This is a genomic window from Isoptericola dokdonensis DS-3, from assembly GCF_001636295.1.
GTDB lineage: Bacteria > Actinomycetota > Actinomycetes > Actinomycetales > Cellulomonadaceae > Isoptericola > Isoptericola dokdonensis.
Genome location: NZ_CP014209.1, coordinates 2,101,353 through 2,118,351 on the forward strand (window position 1 = coordinate 2,101,353; position 16,999 = coordinate 2,118,351).

Consider the following 16,999-nt stretch of genomic DNA (forward strand, 5'->3'; position numbering starts at 1 on the left):
GACGGACCCCGGTCGCGGCGGCTCATACGGACAGCGCCGAACCGATGATGCCCTCGAGCATGCCCCGCACGGTGTCGCTCTTGAGGACGAGGATGAGCAGCCCGGCGAACCCGACGGCCGCGATGGTGGCGATGGCGTACTCGGCGGTGGCGAGGCCCGCCTCGGGGTCGTGCGTCGTGTCGTGCATGGTTCCTCCTTCGACGGCCGGGCGGTCGCCCGGACGGGTGGGTGCGGGCCGGGCGGCCCGCACGGTGCCGCCCACGGGGGCGGACGATGGTCAGCCGGACAGCAGGTCCAGGCCGAGGGAGAGCAGCACGGGGGTGAGCCCGAGCAGGACGAAGGCCGGCAGGTAGCAGGCGCCGAGGGGCAGCACGAGCCGGACGGCCAGACGGGCCGCGGCGGTGCGGACAGCGGCCCGACGCTCCTGACGGACGTCGGCGGCGGCGGCCCGCAGCGCGTCGCCGGGGGCGGCGCCCTCCTGCCACGCCTGGCGCAGGGCGTCGCGCACGGGGTCGAGCCGGGCGTGGCCGCCGCTGCCGGCCCAGGCGGCGTCCCACGGCGCGCCGAGCCGCAGCCCGGCCGCCACCACGACGAGCGCCCGGCCGTCGGAGCCGCCGACGGCCCGGCCGGTGGCGTCGAGGGCTCGTGCGAGCCCGGCCCCGGAGCGGACGGCCGCCGCGACGAGCTCGAGCTGCACGGTGACGTCCACCAGGGCGCCGGGGTCCGGTGCGACGACGGCGGGCGCCCTGCGCAGGCGGGCGGTCCGTGCCGTCGCCCGGCTCCGCGCCCACCACCACGGGGCGAGGCCCACCAGGGTCAGCAGGCTCACGGCGGCGGCCAGGCCGAGGGGGTTCATCGGCGGGCCTCGTTCATCCGGGTCCCCGGGCCGCTCGTGCCGTCCGACGTCATGGCGTCCCCCCGGCACGCCGGGCGGCGGCCACGAGCCGCCGGGACCACCAGCGGCCCACGCCGAGCGCCAGGACCCCCACGACGACCGCCGCGGTCCCGGCGCCGCCGTCCGTCGCGGTCCCCCACGGGTCGGCGCCGAGCACGGTGCCGAGCACGAGCCCGAGGACGGGGAGCCAGAGCAGCACCCGGGCGGTGGCCTGCGGTCCGGCGAGGGAGGCCGCACGCTCGGCCTCCGCCTCCGCCTCGGCGGTGAGCGCCGCGCCCACGGCCTCGAGGACGCGGGCGGGCGGGGCGCCGACGTCGTGGGCGAGCCGTGCGGCCGCCACGACGGCCGCGGCGGCTCCTGCGCCGCCCAGCACGTCCGCGAGCACGTCCCGGTCCGGGACGCCGTCGGGTCCGGTGGGCACCCCGGCGACACGCGTCCAGGCGACGCCGGGCGGCGTGCCGGCGCGCAGGGACGCCACGACCTGCGCCACGACGACCCGCACCCGGACGGCACCCCCGGTCCCCCGCCGTCGCCACCGGGCGACCGACCGTGGCGGGCGAGCGCCCAGCCGGGCGGCGGCCCGGCCACCCCGCCTGGCGACGCACCAGACGGCCAGCGCCGTCCACACCCCCACCCACGCGGTCACCGGACCCACCGGTCCAGCAGGGCGTCCCAGCCGCGTCCCGGGATCGGTCCGGGACCGTCGGCGCCGTCCCAGCGCGCGGCCACGTCGACGGTGAGGCCGGCGGCGGAGGCGACCCCGACGGTCGCGACCTGCGCGACGAACCGACTCCCGCGGTGCCGCCGCAGGTGCAGCACGACGTCCAGGGCTGCGGCCGCCTGGGCGGCCACCGCCTGACGACCCATCCCGGCGAGCGCGCCGAGGGCTTCCAGGCGGGCCGGGACGTGCTCGGCGGCGTTGGCGTGCAGCGTCGCCATGCCGCCGTCGTGGCCGGTGTTCAGCGCCAGCAGCAGCTCGCGGACCTCGGCGCCACGGCACTCGCCGACCACGATCCGGTCGGGCCGCATCCGCAGCGCGCCGCGCACGAGGTCGCTCAGCGTGACCTCGCCGACGCCCTCGACGTTGGGACGGCGGGCCGTCAGCGGCACGACGTGCGGGTGCACCGGTGCGAGCTCGCGCGCCTCCTCGACGGTGAGGATCCGCTCGTCGGCGGGCACGCGGCCGACCAGGGCCGCGAGGAGCGTCGTCTTGCCGGTGCCGGTGCCGCCGGTGACGAGCAGGTTGGCCCGGCCCCGGACGAGCCCGTCGAGCAGGGGCCGCCACGGCTCGGGCACCCCGCCGCCCGCGACGAGTGCCGGCAGGTCGAGCGTCGCCTGCCGCAGCACGCGCAGCGCGATGACGGCGCCCGCCTCGGCGACGGGCTCGACCGCGGCGTGCAGCCGCGTCCCGTCGGGGAGCCGCGCGTCCACCACGGGGCTGGCGTCGTCGAGCCGCTGCCCGGCCAGCGCCGCCATGCGGGCCGCGAGCGCCCGCACGTCCGCCGCGTCGCCGACGTCGAGCTCGGCGCGCCGCAGCCCGTCGCCCTGGTCGACCCAGACCTGCCCGGGGCCGTTGACGAGGACGTCGGTGACGCCCGGCGTCTCCAGGAGCGCCTGGAGCGGACCGGCCCCGGTGAGCTCGGCACGGGCGGCGCGGGTGAGGTCGACGAGCGCCTCGGAACCCAGCACGCGCCCGCTGGCTCGGAGCGCGTCGGCGAGCGCGTGGTCGTCCGGGAGGCCGCCCGTCGCCGAGACGCGGGAGCGCACGCCGTCGAGCAGCCCGGGGTCGAGGCGGTTCACGGTGCACCGACCGGCTGCGGCGGGACGGCGGACGCAGGTCGACCGTCGTGCGAGGCGCCGTCCACGAGGGCCGCGAGCCCCGCCGCGGCCCTCTGCAGCCGGCCGTTGCGGCGGGGCGCGGGTCCGGCGCCGAGCTCGACCGCGGCGGCCAGGCGGGGGTCCCAGCCGACGACGACGTCGACCGGGCGGCCGAGGGCGCGTGCCAGGCCCGCGGGGTCGACGCGCCCCGGGGCGGGGCCGCGCGCCACGACCGTCGGGCGCGGGGCTCCGGCGGCCGCGAGCTGCGCCGTGGTGCTGACCGCTCCCGCGACCCCCGGCACGGTGAGCGGGACGACGAGGGCGACGGCGTCGGCCGCGGCGAGCAGCGACCGGGTCGAGGCGGTCCAGCCCGGGGCACGGGGCGCGTCCAGCACGACCCGCTCGCCGGCCCGCAGCAGCGCCGTCGTGGTGTCGAGGACGACGTCGTCGGCGGGTGGGCGCGGGTCGTGTCGGCTGCCCGACAGCACGGGCACGGCGCCCCAGCGGGGCAGGGTGGCCAGCAGCGCCACGCCGTCGACGGTGCCGCGGGCGTCGGCGAGGTCCGACCAGCGCGACCCGCGCTCGTCCTCGACGCCGAGCAGCACGTCGATCCCGGCGCCGGGCACGTCGAGGTCGACGAGGGTGGCGGCCGGGCCGCGCCGCCGCCACGCACGGGCGAGCGCTGCCGCGACCACGCTGGTGCCGGCACCGCCGGCGGCGCCCACGACGGCGACGAGCCGGGCGGGGCGGTGCGGGGGCGGGGTGTCCGGTGCGGTCATGCGGCCACCCTGGCCGAACGGTGCGGCCCGCCGCCGGGACCGGCGGCGGGTCTGTGGACGCCGCGGCGCTGGGGACGGGCCGACGCGGGCCGACGCACCGCACGCCGACCGGGGACCTGCTGGTCAAGCGGCCCGTTAGGCTCCCCCTGTGAGCGTCTCGCCCCAGGATCCGTCGCCGCCGCCGGGTGCCGTGCCGAGCCGTGCCGGTCGACGGGTCGCGGCGTTCTTCGACCTGGACAAGACGATCATCGCGACGAGCTCGGCGGCCGCGTTCTCCAAGCCGTTCTTCGCCGGCGGGCTCATCACCCGCGGCGACGTGCTGCGCAGCGCGTACGCGCACTTCCTGTTCCACGTCGGCTCGGCCGACGCCGCCCAGACCGAACGGATGCGCCAGCACCTGTCCGAGCTCTCGACCGGCTGGGACTCCGCGCAGGTCCGCCGGATCGTCACCGAGACCCTCCACGAGCACATCGACCCCGTCGTGTACGCCGAGGCGGTCGAGCTCATCGCCCAGCACCACGCGCAGGGGCACGACGTGGTCGTGGTGTCGGCGTCGGGCACCGAGCTGGTCGAGCCGATCGCCGCGATGCTCGGCGCGGACCACGTGGTCGCGACGCGCATGGAGGTCGTGGACGGCCGCTTCACGGGGCAGATCGACTTCTACGCGTACGGCGAGAACAAGGCGTCCGCGATGCGGGAGATCGCGGCGGCCCGCGGGTACGACCTCGATCTCTGCTACGCCTACTCCGACTCGATGACGGACGCGCCGATGCTCGCCGCCGTCGGGCACGGGTTCGCCGTGAACCCCGATCGTGCGCTGCGCCGGCTCGCGGTCGAGAACGGCTGGGGCGTCCTGGCCTTCAGCCGTCCCGTGGCGCTGCGACCGCGGCTGCGCCCGGTGCCGACGGTCGCCGTCTCGGTGCTCGTCGTCGGCGCCGTCGCCGGCTGGCTGGTGTGGCGGGCCGCACGGCGCCGCCGGGAATGACCGGGGTGTCCGGCACCGTCCGATGCCGTTTCGAACACCGCTAGAACACGGTGTGGAAGGTCGCCCGGGGCAGGCTCCCGGGGTTGCGACGGCCCGCGCCGAGGGCTGTCATGGAGGGACGACAGCATCGCGGCGGTACCCACGTCATGAATGTCCCCGTAGAGGACTCGCTGACCGGGGTGAGCAGTCCACGACGGACCTCGCCCTGTCGCAGCGGCTTGGACGAGACGCCTGATCGCCGCCGCGGTGCTGGCTCTCCTCCCACCCTTCACGCGTGCCGGTCGCTGGACACCGTCGATTTGTGAGGCCTCTTTACGATATCGTCGCGCGGGTGTGATCGGGGACACTCCCCGGCGCTACACTCGCCAGGAGGCCGGCCGGGCCAGCGGCAGGCCGGACGCACGGAACGCGACGACGCGGAGGAACCAGTGACCGACACCCAGTCCACCAGCCACGGACTCGAGAACCTTCTCCACGAGACCCGGGCGTTCCCCCCGGCTCCCGAGTTCGCCGCCCTGGCGAACGCCCAGGCGTCCCTCTACGAGACGGCCGCCGCGGACCGGCCCGCGTTCTGGGCCGACCAGGCGCGCGAGCTCGTGACCTGGCGAACCCCCTTCACCGAGACCCTCGACTGGTCCGACGCGCCCGTCGCCCGCTGGTTCGCCGACGGCACCCTCAACGCCGCCTACAACGCCGTCGACCGGCACGTCGAGGCCGGCCTCGGCGACCGCGTCGCCCTCCACTTCGAGGGCGAGGGCGGCGACACCCGCACCGTCACCTACGCGGACCTGCAGCGCGAGGTGTCCCGCGCCGCCAACGCGATCTCCGCCCTCGGCGTCGGCAAGGGCGACCGCGTCGTCATCTACCTGCCGATGCTCGTCGAGTCCGTCGTCGCGATGCTCGCCTGCGCCCGCCTGGGCGCCCCCCACTCCGTCGTGTTCGGCGGGTTCTCCGCCGACGCGCTGCGCAGCCGCATCGCCGACGCCGAGGCCTCCCTCGTCATCACCGCCGACGGCGGCTTCCGGCGCGGCGCCCCCAGCGCCCTCAAGCCCGCCGTCGACGAGGCGCTCCAGGGCCAGGGCACCGACACCGTGAAGCACGTGCTCGTCGTGCGCCGCACCGGGCAGGACGTCGGCTGGACCGAGGGCCGCGACGTCTGGTGGCACGACGCCGTCGACGCCGCGGACACGTTCCACGAGCCCGAGTGGGTCGACGCCGAGCACCCCCTGTTCATCCTCTACACCTCCGGCACCACCGGGAAGCCGAAGGGCATCCTGCACACCACCGGCGGCTACCTCACCCAGACGTCGTTCACGCACAAGAACGTGTTCGACCTCAAGGCGGAGACCGACGTCTACTGGTGCACCGCCGACATCGGCTGGGTCACCGGCCACTCGTACGTCGTCTACGGCCCGCTGCTCAACGGCGCCACGCAGGTGATCTACGAGGGCACCCCCGACACCCCGCACCGCGGCCGCTGGTGGGAGCTCGTCGAGAAGTACAAGGTGTCGATCCTCTACACCGCCCCCACCGCGATCCGCACCTGCATGAAGTGGGGTGACGACATCCCCGGCGGGTTCGACCTGTCGTCCCTGCGCGTCCTCGGCTCGGTGGGCGAACCCATCAACCCCGAGGCGTGGATGTGGTACCGCCGCGTCATCGGCGGTGACCGCACCCCCATCGTCGACACCTGGTGGCAGACCGAGACCGGCGCCATCATGATCAGCCCGCTGCCCGGCGTCACCGCCACCAAGCCCGGCTCCGCGCAGGTCGCGCTGCCCGGCATCGCCGCGGACGTCGTCGACGACGAGGCGCACCCCGTGCCGGACGGCGGCGGCGGCTACCTCGTGCTGTCGGAGCCGTGGCCGTCGATGCTGCGCGGCATCTGGGGCGACCTCGAGCGCTTCAAGGACACCTACTGGTCGCGGTTCCCCGGCATCTACTTTGCCGGCGACGGCGCCAAGAAGGACGACGACGGCGACATCTGGCTGCTGGGCCGCGTCGACGACGTCATGAACGTGTCCGGGCACCGCCTCTCGACGACGGAGATCGAGTCCGCGCTCGTCTCCCACGAGATGGTCGCGGAGGCCGCCGTCGTCGGGGCCGCCGACGAGACGACCGGGCAGGCCGTCGTCGCGTTCGTCATCCTCCGGGGCGGGCACGCCGCGAAGGCCGAGACCCCCGAGGGGTCGGCGGAGGTGTCCGAGCTGCTGCGCGCCCACGTCGCCAAGGAGATCGGCCCCATCGCCAAGCCGCGCCGCGTCCTCGTCGTGCCCGAGCTGCCCAAGACCCGCTCCGGCAAGATCATGCGCCGCCTCCTGCGGGACGTCGCCGAGAACCGCACCGTCGGTGACGCCACCACGCTGGCCGACTCGTCGGTGATGGACCTCATCTCGGCGGGCCTCCAGACGGGCGGGAAGTCGGAGGACTGACCGGAGCGAGCTCGCGAGTGCAGGTCAGGCCGACCAGACAACCCGAGGACTGACCGGAGCGAGCTCGCGAGTGCAGGTCAGTCCGACCGGACAACCCGAGGACCGACCGGAGCGAGCTCGCGAGTGCAGGTCAGTCCGACCGGACAACCCGAGGACCGACCGGAGCGAGCCCGCGAGCAGCTCCTCGTCGATGCTGCACCTTCTCAGGCGTCGGGTGCTGATTCGGAAGAACGTGCAGCGCCGAGAAGTCCGACGACGCGAATCCTCCCGCATCGCACGGTGATGCGTGAGGAAGGTCGACGTGGGGTTGCCATCCGCCACCGTTCGGGGCAGGTCACACCGCCCGTGCGCTGACTCGCGGAGATCCGTGCTGACTCGGCGGAACCTGCGCTGACTCGCGAGTCAGCGCAGACCGGCGCGAGTCAGCGCACACTTCGTCGGCGGGCGTGCCTCGAGAGGTCCCGTACGGTGCGGTCGAGCGGGGACTGAATCGTTTCGGTCGGTCCGCGCGCGCCGACGAGCGGAGAGGGTGGCAGACGAACGGTCCCACCGACAGACAAGGACGTCCGACGATGTCACCCTCACCCTCCCGACCGGGCCCCGTGGCCGACGTCGCGGCCCGGCGCTCGCGGGCGACGGCGGCGACCGCCGCCGTCACCGCGGCGACGCTGCTCGCGGCCGCCGCCGCGGCGTACGTCGCCGCCGCACCGCCCGCCCAGGCGGACACGCCTCCGGGCATCCACGTGTCCGACGGCCGGATCGTCGAGGCCGACGGCACGGACCTGGTGCTGCGCGGCGTCAACCACGCGCACACCTGGTACACGCACACGACCGACTCCTTCGCCGACATCAAGGAGGCGGGTGCGAACTCGGTGCGGGTGGTGCTGTCCAGCGGTGACCAGTGGACGCGCAACTCGCCGGAGGACGTCGCGAACGTCGTCGACCTGTGCGAGGAGAACCGGCTGGTCTGCGTGCTGGAGGTGCACGACACCACCGGCTACGGCGACCAGTACGCCCCGGACGCGGCGACGCTCGACCAGGCCGTGGACTACTGGGAGGACCTCTACCCGACGCTCGCCGGGAAGGAGGACTTCGTCATGGTGAACATCGGCAACGAGCCGATGGGCAACGACGACGCGACGAACGAGACGTGGGCGGCGGAGACGTCCGCGGCGATCCAGCGGATGCGTTCCATCGGGTACGAGCACGCGCTGGTCGTGGACGCGCCCAACTGGGGCCAGGACTGGAAGAACTACATGCGCCCGGCAGCGGCCGGGGTGTTCGCCGCCGACCCGGACGCGAACACGGTGTTCTCCATCCACATGTACAGCGTGTACAACCAGCCGCAGACGATCACCGACTACCTCGAGTTCTTCGTGGACAACGGGCTGCCGATCATCGTCGGCGAGTTCGGGTGGCAGCAGACCCCCGCCGACGTCGACGAGGACGTCGTGCTGTCCGAGGCGGAGCGGCTGGACCTCGGCTGGCTGGCCTGGTCGTGGAGCGGCAACACCGACCCGTACCTCGACATGGTGCTGAGCTTCGACCCCGCGACGCCGAGCGCCTGGGGCACCCGCATCGTCGACGGGCCGCAGGGCCTGAAGGCCACCGCGGTGGAGGCCGCGTGGTTCGGCGGCGGTGGCGAGCCGACCGAGGAACCGACCGAAGAACCCACCGAAGAACCGACGGAGGAGCCGGCGGACGACGCGTGCACCGCGACGCTGCGGGTCGCGGGCTCGTGGCCCGGCGGCTGGCAGGGCGAGCTCACCGTCACCGCGGGCGACGCCGCGATCACCGGCTGGGAGGCCTCCTTCACCGTGCCCGGTTCGACGGTGAACAACCTGTGGGGCGGCGTGCACACGACCGACGCGAGCGGCGTCCACGTGACCAACGCGGCGTGGAACGGCTCGCTCGCGGCGGACGGCAGCACCACTGCGGGGTTCATCGCCACCGGCACCGCGCCGTCGTCGGCCCCGGCAGTGACCTGCGTGGCCGACTGACGCTCCCTCGCACCCGAGCGCGACGACGCCGGTCGCCCTGGCAGGGCGGCCGGCGTCGCGTCGTCCCCGACGAACGTCGTGGCGCTCGATCACGGGTCGCCGGTGGTCGTGACGGGGACGGACGGGTCGTCGGCGGGCAGCCTCTGGCGGGGCGTCGGGGACGGCTCAGCCGGCGTCGACGACCGTGCTCTTGCGCCGGTACACCGCCGGCGTCTCGCCGGTGAGACGCACGAACGTGCGGGTGAACGACGGCTGGTCGTAGAACCCGGAGCGGACGGCGACCTCGGCGAGCCTCAGGTCGGACCCGGTGAGCAGGGAGATCGCCCGGTCGACGCGGGCGCGCAGGAGGAACTGCTTGGGCGACAGCGCGAAGACGCGCCGCATCCGCCGCTCCAGGACGCCGGCGGTGCAGCCCGCCGCGCTCGCGAGGTCGGCGAGGCCGAGCCGCTCGTCGAGGCGCTCGTCGACGAGCTGGACGACCCGGGTCAGGGACCCGATGACCTGGTCGTCGACGTCCCCGGTGCGCAGGTCGCGCGAGGTGGACACCAGGCCGACGACCTCGCCGTCGCGCCGCACGGGGATCTTGGTCGTCAGGTACCAGCCGGGCTCGCCCCGGAGGTTGCGGATGAGCTCGAGCTCGTTGCGCAGCGGCCAGCCCTCGCGCAGCACGTAGCCGTCCTGCTCGTCGTAGCGCTCCGCGAGCTCGGGGGCGAACAGCTCGGCGGAGGTGCGGCCGACGACCTCGCGCGGGGACCGGCGGTCGGCCCGGTCGACGAAGGTGCGGTTGACCAGCGCGTACCGACCCGTGACGTCCTTGGCGCAGAACATGGTGGCCGAGAGGTCGTCGAGCAGGAGCACCAGCTCCGGGGAGAGGGCGTCGAGGAGCCGCTCGGCCTCCGGCCACAGGCTCGCCGCCGCGCTCCCGGTCCGCCGCGCGCCGGAGCCGGTCGGGCCGGTCGCACCCGACCGCCGCGCCGTGCCGGCTTGCGGCGCGGTGCCCGGTGCCACGATCGCCATGACGCGTGACGCTACCACCGCCGGGCGGGCCCGAGCCGCGAGCGCGGGCGGGGCCGCCCGGAGGAGGCAGGATAGGGGGGTGCGCCTCCCCGTCCCGATCGAGATCGGCCCGCTGACCCCCGCCGCGCAGGACGCCGTGCGCGCCCTCGCCGACGACGCCGCACGCCACGACGGCGTCGCGCCGCTGTCCGAGCAGCCGCTGCTGCGGCTGGGCGTCGACGACGCCTCGACCACGCACGTGGTGGTGCGGAGCACGGGCGGCGGCACGGTCGGCTACCTGCAGGTGGACCGCTCGGGCGACGTGGCGAGCGCGGAGATGGTGGTCCACCCGCAGGCCCGGCGGGGCGGCATCGGGTCGCTGCTGCTGCGCACGGCGCAGCGGGACGCCCGGCTCCCGGACCGGTCGGGGGCGCCGGGGCAGCGGGGCAAGCCGCTGCGGGTCTGGGCGCACGGCGACCTCGGCCCGGCGCAAGAGTTCGCGGCGGCGCGGGACCTGCACGCGGTCCGCGAGCTGCTGTTCCTCGCCCGTCCGCTGGGCGAGGCCGACGACCTGCCCGAGCCCGACCTGCCCAGCGGCCACGCGCTGCGCCCGTTCCGGCCGGGGCAGGACGACGACGCGTGGGTGGCTCTCAACGCGGCGGCGTTCGCCGGTCACCCGGAGCAGGGCCGCCTGACGGTGGCGGACCTGCACGACCGCATCGCCGAGCCCTGGTTCGACCCGGCCGGGTTCCTGCTGCTGGAGGGCCCGGACGGCGCACTGGTCGGGTCGGTGTGGACGAAGGTCGCGACGGGCCAGCCGGAGACGCCGGGCGGGGAGGTCGACGGGGAGATCTACGCCGTCGGCACCGCGCCGGACGCCCGGGGCCGGGGCCTGGGCACGGCGCTGACGGCCGCGGGTCTCGCGCACCTGGCCCGGGCGGGCTGCGACCGCGCCGTGCTGTACGTCGACGGGGACAACACGGCCGCGCGCCGCACCTACGACCGTCTCGGGTTCACGACCGCCGCGGTGGACGTGCAGTACGCCCCGGCCTGACCGCCGGCGCGCGGATGTGCGCCTCGACACCCGCCGTTCACGCGAAGGTGCCACGATGTGTCCATGACTGCGTCCACCTCGCGAACCGCGCGGCAGCGTGACGCCCGCGGGCGGTTCGTGCCCGCCGCCACCTCCGCACCGACAGACACCCGCACCACCGCGAAGGCAGGCCCCCGCCGCATGGACCCCCAGCTCGCCGCCCACATCGCCGAGCACATCGCCGAGGAGCCCGCGGACCCTCCGGCCGTGGTGGTGCCGGCCGAGCTGGCGCCGCTGCCCGCGGACCGGTTCGCGGACCGGGAGCTGAGCTGGCTGGCGTTCAACGAGCGGGTGCTGGAGCTCGCGGAGGACCCGACGCTGCCGCTGCTGGAGCGGGTGCGGTTCCTGGCGATCTTCGCGTCGAACCTGGACGAGTTCTTCATGGTGCGGGTCGCGGGCCTGAAGCGACGCATCGCGACGGGCATCGCGGTGACCGCGGCGTCGGGGCTCTCGCCCCGCGAGGTGCTGGAGGCCATCGGCGCGGGCGCGCACCGGCTGATGCGCCGCCACGCGGACGTGTTCCGCGACCAGGTGCAGCCGGTGCTCGCGGACGAGAACATCACGATCCTGCACTGGGAGGACCTCGCGGAGAAGGAGCAGATCCGGCTCCACAAGTTCTTCCGCAAGCAGATCTTCCCCGTCCTGACGCCGCTGGCGGTGGACCCGGCGCACCCGTTCCCGTACATCTCGGGGCTGTCGTTGAACCTCGCGGTCGTCGTGGCGAACCCGGTCACGGGCAAGGAGCACTTCGCGCGGGTCAAGGTGCCGCCGCTGCTGCCCCGGTTCATCGCGGTGGACGACCGGGGCCGGCCGAGCGCGCCGACGCCGACGCAGGGCGGCGGCACGCAGACGTCGTTCGTGCCGCTGGAGGAGGTCATCGCCCACCACCTCGACCACCTGTTCCCCGGCATGGAGGTGCGCGAGCACCACACGTTCCGCGTGACCCGCAACGAGGACGTGGAGGTGGAGGAGGACGACGCCGAGAACCTGCTCCAGGCGATGGAGAAGGAGCTGCTGCGCCGCCGGTTCGGCCCTCCGGTCCGTCTGGAGCTGGCGGAGGGCATCTCGCCGCGCATCCGCGAGCTGCTGATCCGTGAGCTCGGCGTGGTCGAGGAGGAGGTGTACGAGCTCCCGGCCCCGCTGGACCTCACCGGCCTCAACGTCATCGCCGACATCGACCGGGCGGACCTGCACTACCCGCGCTTCATCCCGACGACGCACCGCCAGCTCGCCGAGGTGGAGTCCGCGATGCCGGGCAACGTGTTCCAGTCGATCCGGGAGCGGGACGTCCTGCTGCACCACCCGTACGACTCGTTCTCGACGTCGGTGCAGACGTTCCTGGAGCAGGCCGCCGCCGACCCGAAGGTCCTGGCGATCAAGCAGACCCTGTACCGCACGTCGGGCGACTCCCCCATCGTGGACGCCCTCATCGACGCCGCCGAGGCGGGCAAGCAGGTCCTCGCGCTGGTGGAGATCAAGGCGCGGTTCGACGAGCAGGCGAACATCTCCTGGGCGCGCAAGCTGGAGGAGGCGGGCGTGCACGTCGTGTACGGCATCGTCGGCCTCAAGACGCACTGCAAGCTGTCCCTCGTGGTGCGCCAGGAGTCGGACGGCCTGCGCCGCTACTGCCACGTCGGGACCGGCAACTACCACCCGAAGACCGCCCGGCTGTACACCGACCACGGCCTGCTCACCTGCGACCCGGACGTCGGGCAGGACCTCACCCGCCTGTTCAACCAGCTCTCCGGGTACGCGCCGCGCTCCCGGTTCCACCGCCTGCTCGTGGCGCCGCGCACCGTGCGCAGCGGTCTCATCGAGCGCATCGACCGGGAGGCGGCGGCCGCCCGGGCGGGGCACGACGCGTGGGTGAAGATCAAGGTCAACTCGGCCGTGGACGAGGCGACGATCGACGCCCTCTACCGGGCGTCGCAGGCGGGCGTGAAGGTCGACCTGATCGTGCGCGGCATCTGCGCGGTGCGGCCCGGCGTGCCGGGCCTGAGCGAGAACATCCGCGTCCGGTCGATCCTCGGGAGGTTCCTGGAGCACTCCCGGATCTTCGCGTTCGCGAACTCCGCGGGCCCGCAGATCGGCGAGGGGCCGGAAGCCGGCCCGGAGGTGTTCGTCGGGTCGGCGGACCTCATGCACCGCAACCTCGACCGCCGCGTGGAGGCCCTGGTCCGCATCACCGACCAGGGGCAGATCCTCGAGCTGCTCGAGCTGATGAACGAGTCGGTGTCGCCCCGCACCGCGTCGTGGCACCTCGGGCCCGACGGCGGCTGGGAACGCCAGGTGACCGATCCCGACGGCGAGCCGACGCGTGACCTGCAGGCGGTCCTCGTGGACCGTCATCGTCGGCGTCCGTCCCGGTCCTGACGGCGCCGATGAGCTCTCTGCCCTGGGCGGCGCGGCCCCTGCTGACCTCCACGCCGTTCGTGGACCCCTTCGGCGCGACGTCGGTGCCGCACGCCCCCGTCATCGAGACGGCGGGCGCGCTGGTGTGGCGGCTGCGGCACGGACGGTTGCAGGTCCAGCTGGTGCACCGGCCCCGCTACGACGACTGGTCGTGGCCGAAGGGCAAGCACGAGGACGGCGAGTCCCTGCCGACCACCGCGGTGCGCGAGGTGACCGAGGAGACCGGCAAGCCGATCGTCGTCGGGGTGCCGCTGCCGGGCCTGCAGTACCTGACGCCCGAGGGGCGGGTGAAGCGGGTGCACTACTGGGCGGCGCGGCGGGCGGCGCCGGAGGCGGACGCCCGGGCGCTGGCGGCGCGGGCACCCGTGGCGCCCGTGAACAAGCGGGAGATCGACCGCACGGAGTGGCTCGACGTCGACGAGGCGGCCGAGCGGCTGACGCGCGGCTCGGACCGGGGCCCGCTGGACGAGCTCCGCGAGGCGCACGCCGACCATCGGCTCGACACCCGGGCGCTGGTGATCGTGCGGCACGGCCGGGCGGTGCCGCGGCCGGTCTGGCACGGCGAGGAGCAGGAGCGGCCCCTCACGCCGGTGGGGCACGCGCAGGCGTCCGCGCTGGTGCCGGTGCTCGCCGCCTACGGCGTCAGCACGGTGGTGTCCAGCCGGTGGGAGCGGTGCGCGACGACGATGGACCCGTACGTCCGGGCGGCGGGCCTGCGGCCGGAGTACAGCGACTCCCTCGGCGAGGCCCAGCACGAGCGGTCGCCGGCGCGGGTGGCCGCCGCGGTGCGCGACCTGCTGGACCTGCCGCGCCCGGCCGTGCTGTGCACCCACCGGCCCGTGCTCCCGACGGTCCTCGACGTGCTGGGGCAGCACTCCCGGCGGGCGGTCGCGTCCGTGCTGCCACGGCGCGACCCCTACCTGGAGCCCGGCGAGGTGCTGGTCGCGCACGTCGCGACGACGTCGAAGGGGCCGCGCGTGGTGGCCGCCGAACGGGTGTCGCCGCCCGTCTGGTGACGGGTCAGGGACCGAGGACCGGCAGCACGATCCACGTGACGACGGCCGCGAACAGGGCGGCCACGGGAGCGGTGAGGAGCCAGAAGACCGCGATGTCGCGGGCGACGCCCCACCGCACGGCGGACAGCCGCCGGGTGGCGCCGACGCCCGTGATGGCCGACGTGATGATGTGGGTCGTCGAGACGGGTGCGTGCAGGACGAGGGCGTTGACGTAGAGCAGCAGCGACGCGACGGTCTCCGCGACGAACCCGCGCGCCGGGTCGAGCTCGATGATGCGCCGCCCGAGGGTCCGCATGATCCGCCAGCCGCCGACGTACGTGCCGACGCCCATCGCGGTCGCCGCCGACACCTTGACCCACAGCGGGATCCCCGCGCCCGGCGCCACCGTGCCGACGGTGAGGAGCGCGAGCCAGATGACGCCCATCGTCTTCTGCGCGGCCTGGAGCCCGTGCCCGAGCGCCATCGCGGCCGCCGACGCCGTCTGGGCGACCCGGAACCGGCGGTTCACGCGCGCGTACGGCCGATTCCGGAACAGCCACATGACGCCGACCATCATGGCGTACGCGCCGATGAAGCCCACGACCGGGGAGATCAGGGTGGGCAGGACCACCTTGTCGACGATCTCCGTGCCGTACACCGCCATCCCGCCGGCCAGTCCCGCACCGACCAGCCCGCCGATGAGCGCGTGCGTGGAGGACGTCGGCATGCCGAACCACCAGGCCAGCACGTTCCACGCCGTGGCGCCGACCAGGGCGCTGATCAGCACGAGGAGGGACTGGTGCACGGAGGCGCCGTCGAGGTCGACGATGGACGTCGCGATCGTCTCGGCGACCTCCGTCCCGAGGAGCGCCCCCACGAAGTTCATCACCGCGGCCATGCCCACCGCGATCCGGGGCGTCAGCGCGTGCGTGGAGATCGACGTCGCGACGGCGTTCGCGGCGTCGTGGAAGCCGTTCGTGTAGGCGAAGCCGAGCGCCAGCGCCACGATGACGCCGACGAGGGCGAGCTCCACGCTCAGGACTCCTTGAGGGCGATGGTCTCGACCATGTTCGCCACCCGCTCGAACGCGTCGGTCGCCTCCTCGAGGACGTCGACGACCTCCTTGAGCTTGATGAGGGCGATCGGGTCGGTCGCCCGGTCGAACATCTCGCCGAGCAGCGTGCGGTGCAGCGTGTCGCCCTGGTTCTCCAGGCGGTTGATCTCCACGCAGTACTCGGGGAGCTGGTCGAGGTTGCGCAGGCGCGGCATCGCGTCGGCCGTCAGCTCGGCGCAGCGCTGCAGCACCTGGACCTGCTCCGACACGAGCATCGGGAGCTCTTCGATCTTGTACAGCACGATGAGGTGCCCGGCCTCGTCCATCGCGTCCATGCAGTCGTCCAGGGCGGACGCGAGCCCGTAGATGTCGTCACGGTCCAGCGGGGTCACGAACGTCTGGTTGAGGCGCCGCATGATCGAGTGGGTGGCGTCGTCGGCGGCGTGCTCGGCCTCGGAGAGCCGTTCTGCGATGGCGTGCCGGTCGAGCCGCGAGGACCCCAGCAGCTCCGCGAGGAGCGAGGCGCCGGTGACGGTGTGGCGGGCGATCTCTGCCAGGAGGTCGAAGTAGGTGGTGTCACGCGGGGTGAGGCGCAGGCGCACGGAGGGCTCCCGGAGGCGAAGGACGCACGATCAGTCACAGGGTAGGTCCCGGCGCGACGCTGCGCTAAATCCGCGCAGGCGGGACGGCGTGGCCACGGGCCGTCCTCGAGGAGAGAAGCGCGACGCCGGACCGGGAAGCGCCTCTCGGCGCGTGGCCGCTCGTAGCGGCTGAAGATGGAGCCCGGGGCAACCGCGGTCCGACGTCGCACCCGCATCGTAAGCACCACACCGCCCCCGGGGACAAGTGCCACGCTCCCCCGACCCACGTGTCGATCCTCACCCTCTGCTGCGCCTCCGGCTCAGTCGAGGGACCCGGCGCGCCACAGTGCCGCCGCGTGCTCCAGCTCCCCCGCCGTGCCGACCAGGTCCGCCGCGCCGCGCGTCATGCGGGCGGCGCCGTCGGGGTCGGCGACCTCACGGGCGTCGGCGTCGTAGGCGGCGCCCGCCGCGAGGATGCGGCAGAAGGCGGCGGCCCGCTCCAGCGCGACGGCCAGGTCGCCGGCGAACACCCCGGACAGGACGGTGTCGGCGAGCGCCCGCAGGTCGTCGGGCGACGGCGGCCGGGGCACGCCGGCGACGACCTCGGCGACGGGGGCGACGTCGACGCCGAGCCGGTACCGCAGCCCGACGGTGCGCGGATCGCGACGCACCCACTCCCGCAGCGCGTAGAGGCGCCAGAGCGCCCCGGGCAGGGTGGCGGGGGCGGCGTCGGCCCACAGCCCGGCGACGACGTCGAGGCCTTCGTCCTCCACGAGCCGCACCAGGCGCGCCACGACCTCGGGGTCCTCGGCGGCCCGGGCGCGATGGACGACGGCGCGCGCGGTGGTGTGCGCGACCTCGTCCCGGCGGGCCGGGTCGAGGTCGCCCGGCAGCTCGTCGGCGTCCCGCGGGTCGAGCATGGCGGGGCGGCGGAACCGTGGTGCGGACGTCACCCCTCC

General features: G+C 74.7%; 15 protein-coding genes. 6 read left to right on the plus strand and 9 right to left on the minus strand.

Annotated features, from left to right (window positions below; genetic code table 11):
* Window positions 1-22 precede the first annotated feature (22 nt).
* The 5 genes from I598_RS17410 to I598_RS09800 form a co-directional block, all read right to left on the minus strand.
* On the minus strand, window positions 23-187 hold the full coding sequence (locus I598_RS17410) for a DUF4244 domain-containing protein (protein ID WP_083973126.1): 165 nt from the start codon (window positions 185-187) through the stop codon (window positions 23-25).
* Window positions 188-277: 90 nt separating this feature from the next.
* Window positions 278-856 carry a type II secretion system F family protein gene (locus tag I598_RS09785; protein ID WP_068202801.1) on the minus strand — a complete coding sequence of 193 codons (579 nt, stop codon included), beginning with the start codon at window positions 854-856 and terminating at the stop codon, window positions 278-280.
* 49 nt (window positions 857-905) lie between these two features.
* Window positions 906-1,541 carry a hypothetical protein gene (locus tag I598_RS09790; RefSeq protein ID WP_068205180.1) on the minus strand — a complete coding sequence of 212 codons (636 nt, stop codon included), beginning with the start codon at window positions 1,539-1,541 and terminating at the stop codon, window positions 906-908.
* Window positions 1,538-2,695: a TadA family conjugal transfer-associated ATPase gene (locus I598_RS09795; protein ID WP_068202802.1), complete on the minus strand. Its 1,158-nt coding sequence runs from the start codon at window positions 2,693-2,695 to the stop codon at window positions 1,538-1,540. The genes I598_RS09790 and I598_RS09795 overlap by 4 nt, the downstream gene beginning before the upstream one ends.
* Complete coding sequence (locus I598_RS09800) at window positions 2,692-3,492, minus strand: P-loop NTPase (protein WP_068202803.1); 801 nt, start codon at window positions 3,490-3,492, stop codon at window positions 2,692-2,694. Before I598_RS09800 ends, I598_RS09795 begins: the two co-directional genes overlap by 4 nt.
* A gap of 148 nt (window positions 3,493-3,640) precedes the next feature.
* Between I598_RS09800 and I598_RS09805 the strand changes: the two genes are divergently transcribed.
* From I598_RS09805 to I598_RS09815, 3 genes are all read left to right on the plus strand, one after another.
* Entirely contained in the window at window positions 3,641-4,477 is an 837-nt protein-coding gene (locus I598_RS09805; protein ID WP_083973128.1) for an HAD family hydrolase, read from the plus strand.
* Between the two features lie 428 nt (window positions 4,478-4,905).
* The gene (gene acs / locus I598_RS09810) at window positions 4,906-6,909 is read left to right on the plus strand and encodes an acetate--CoA ligase (RefSeq protein WP_068202805.1); all 2,004 of its coding nucleotides are present in this window, start codon (window positions 4,906-4,908) and stop codon (window positions 6,907-6,909) included.
* Between the two features lie 572 nt (window positions 6,910-7,481).
* Window positions 7,482-8,909, plus strand: a complete 1,428-nt coding sequence (locus I598_RS09815; RefSeq protein ID WP_083973130.1) for a cellulase family glycosylhydrolase — start codon at window positions 7,482-7,484, stop codon at window positions 8,907-8,909.
* Between the two features lie 165 nt (window positions 8,910-9,074).
* On the opposite strand, the gene I598_RS09820 is transcribed toward I598_RS09815, so the two are convergent.
* Window positions 9,075-9,926 (minus strand): AraC family transcriptional regulator, encoded by an 852-nt coding sequence (locus I598_RS09820; protein WP_083973132.1) that lies wholly within the window; start codon window positions 9,924-9,926, stop codon window positions 9,075-9,077.
* A gap of 79 nt (window positions 9,927-10,005) precedes the next feature.
* On the opposite strand from I598_RS09820, the gene mshD reads away from it, so the two are divergent.
* From mshD to I598_RS09835, 3 genes are all read left to right on the plus strand, one after another.
* Window positions 10,006-10,959: a mycothiol synthase gene (gene mshD, locus I598_RS09825; protein ID WP_068202807.1), complete on the plus strand. Its 954-nt coding sequence runs from the start codon at window positions 10,006-10,008 to the stop codon at window positions 10,957-10,959.
* 180 nt (window positions 10,960-11,139) lie between these two features.
* Complete coding sequence (locus I598_RS09830) at window positions 11,140-13,371, plus strand: RNA degradosome polyphosphate kinase (RefSeq protein ID WP_068205182.1); 2,232 nt, start codon at window positions 11,140-11,142, stop codon at window positions 13,369-13,371.
* 8 nt (window positions 13,372-13,379) lie between these two features.
* Entirely contained in the window at window positions 13,380-14,426 is a 1,047-nt protein-coding gene (locus I598_RS09835; protein WP_083973136.1) for an NUDIX hydrolase, read from the plus strand.
* 4 nt (window positions 14,427-14,430) lie between these two features.
* On the opposite strand, the gene I598_RS09840 is transcribed toward I598_RS09835, so the two are convergent.
* From I598_RS09840 to I598_RS09850, 3 genes are all read right to left on the minus strand, one after another.
* Window positions 14,431-15,438, minus strand: a complete 1,008-nt coding sequence (locus I598_RS09840) for an inorganic phosphate transporter (protein WP_068202808.1) — start codon at window positions 15,436-15,438, stop codon at window positions 14,431-14,433.
* A gap of 2 nt (window positions 15,439-15,440) precedes the next feature.
* Window positions 15,441-16,061: a DUF47 domain-containing protein gene (locus I598_RS09845; protein ID WP_068202809.1), complete on the minus strand. Its 621-nt coding sequence runs from the start codon at window positions 16,059-16,061 to the stop codon at window positions 15,441-15,443.
* Between the two features lie 299 nt (window positions 16,062-16,360).
* A complete protein-coding gene (locus I598_RS09850) occupies window positions 16,361-16,960 on the minus strand; it encodes a hypothetical protein (RefSeq protein ID WP_068202810.1) in 600 nt (199 codons plus the stop codon).
* Window positions 16,961-16,999 lie beyond the last annotated feature (39 nt).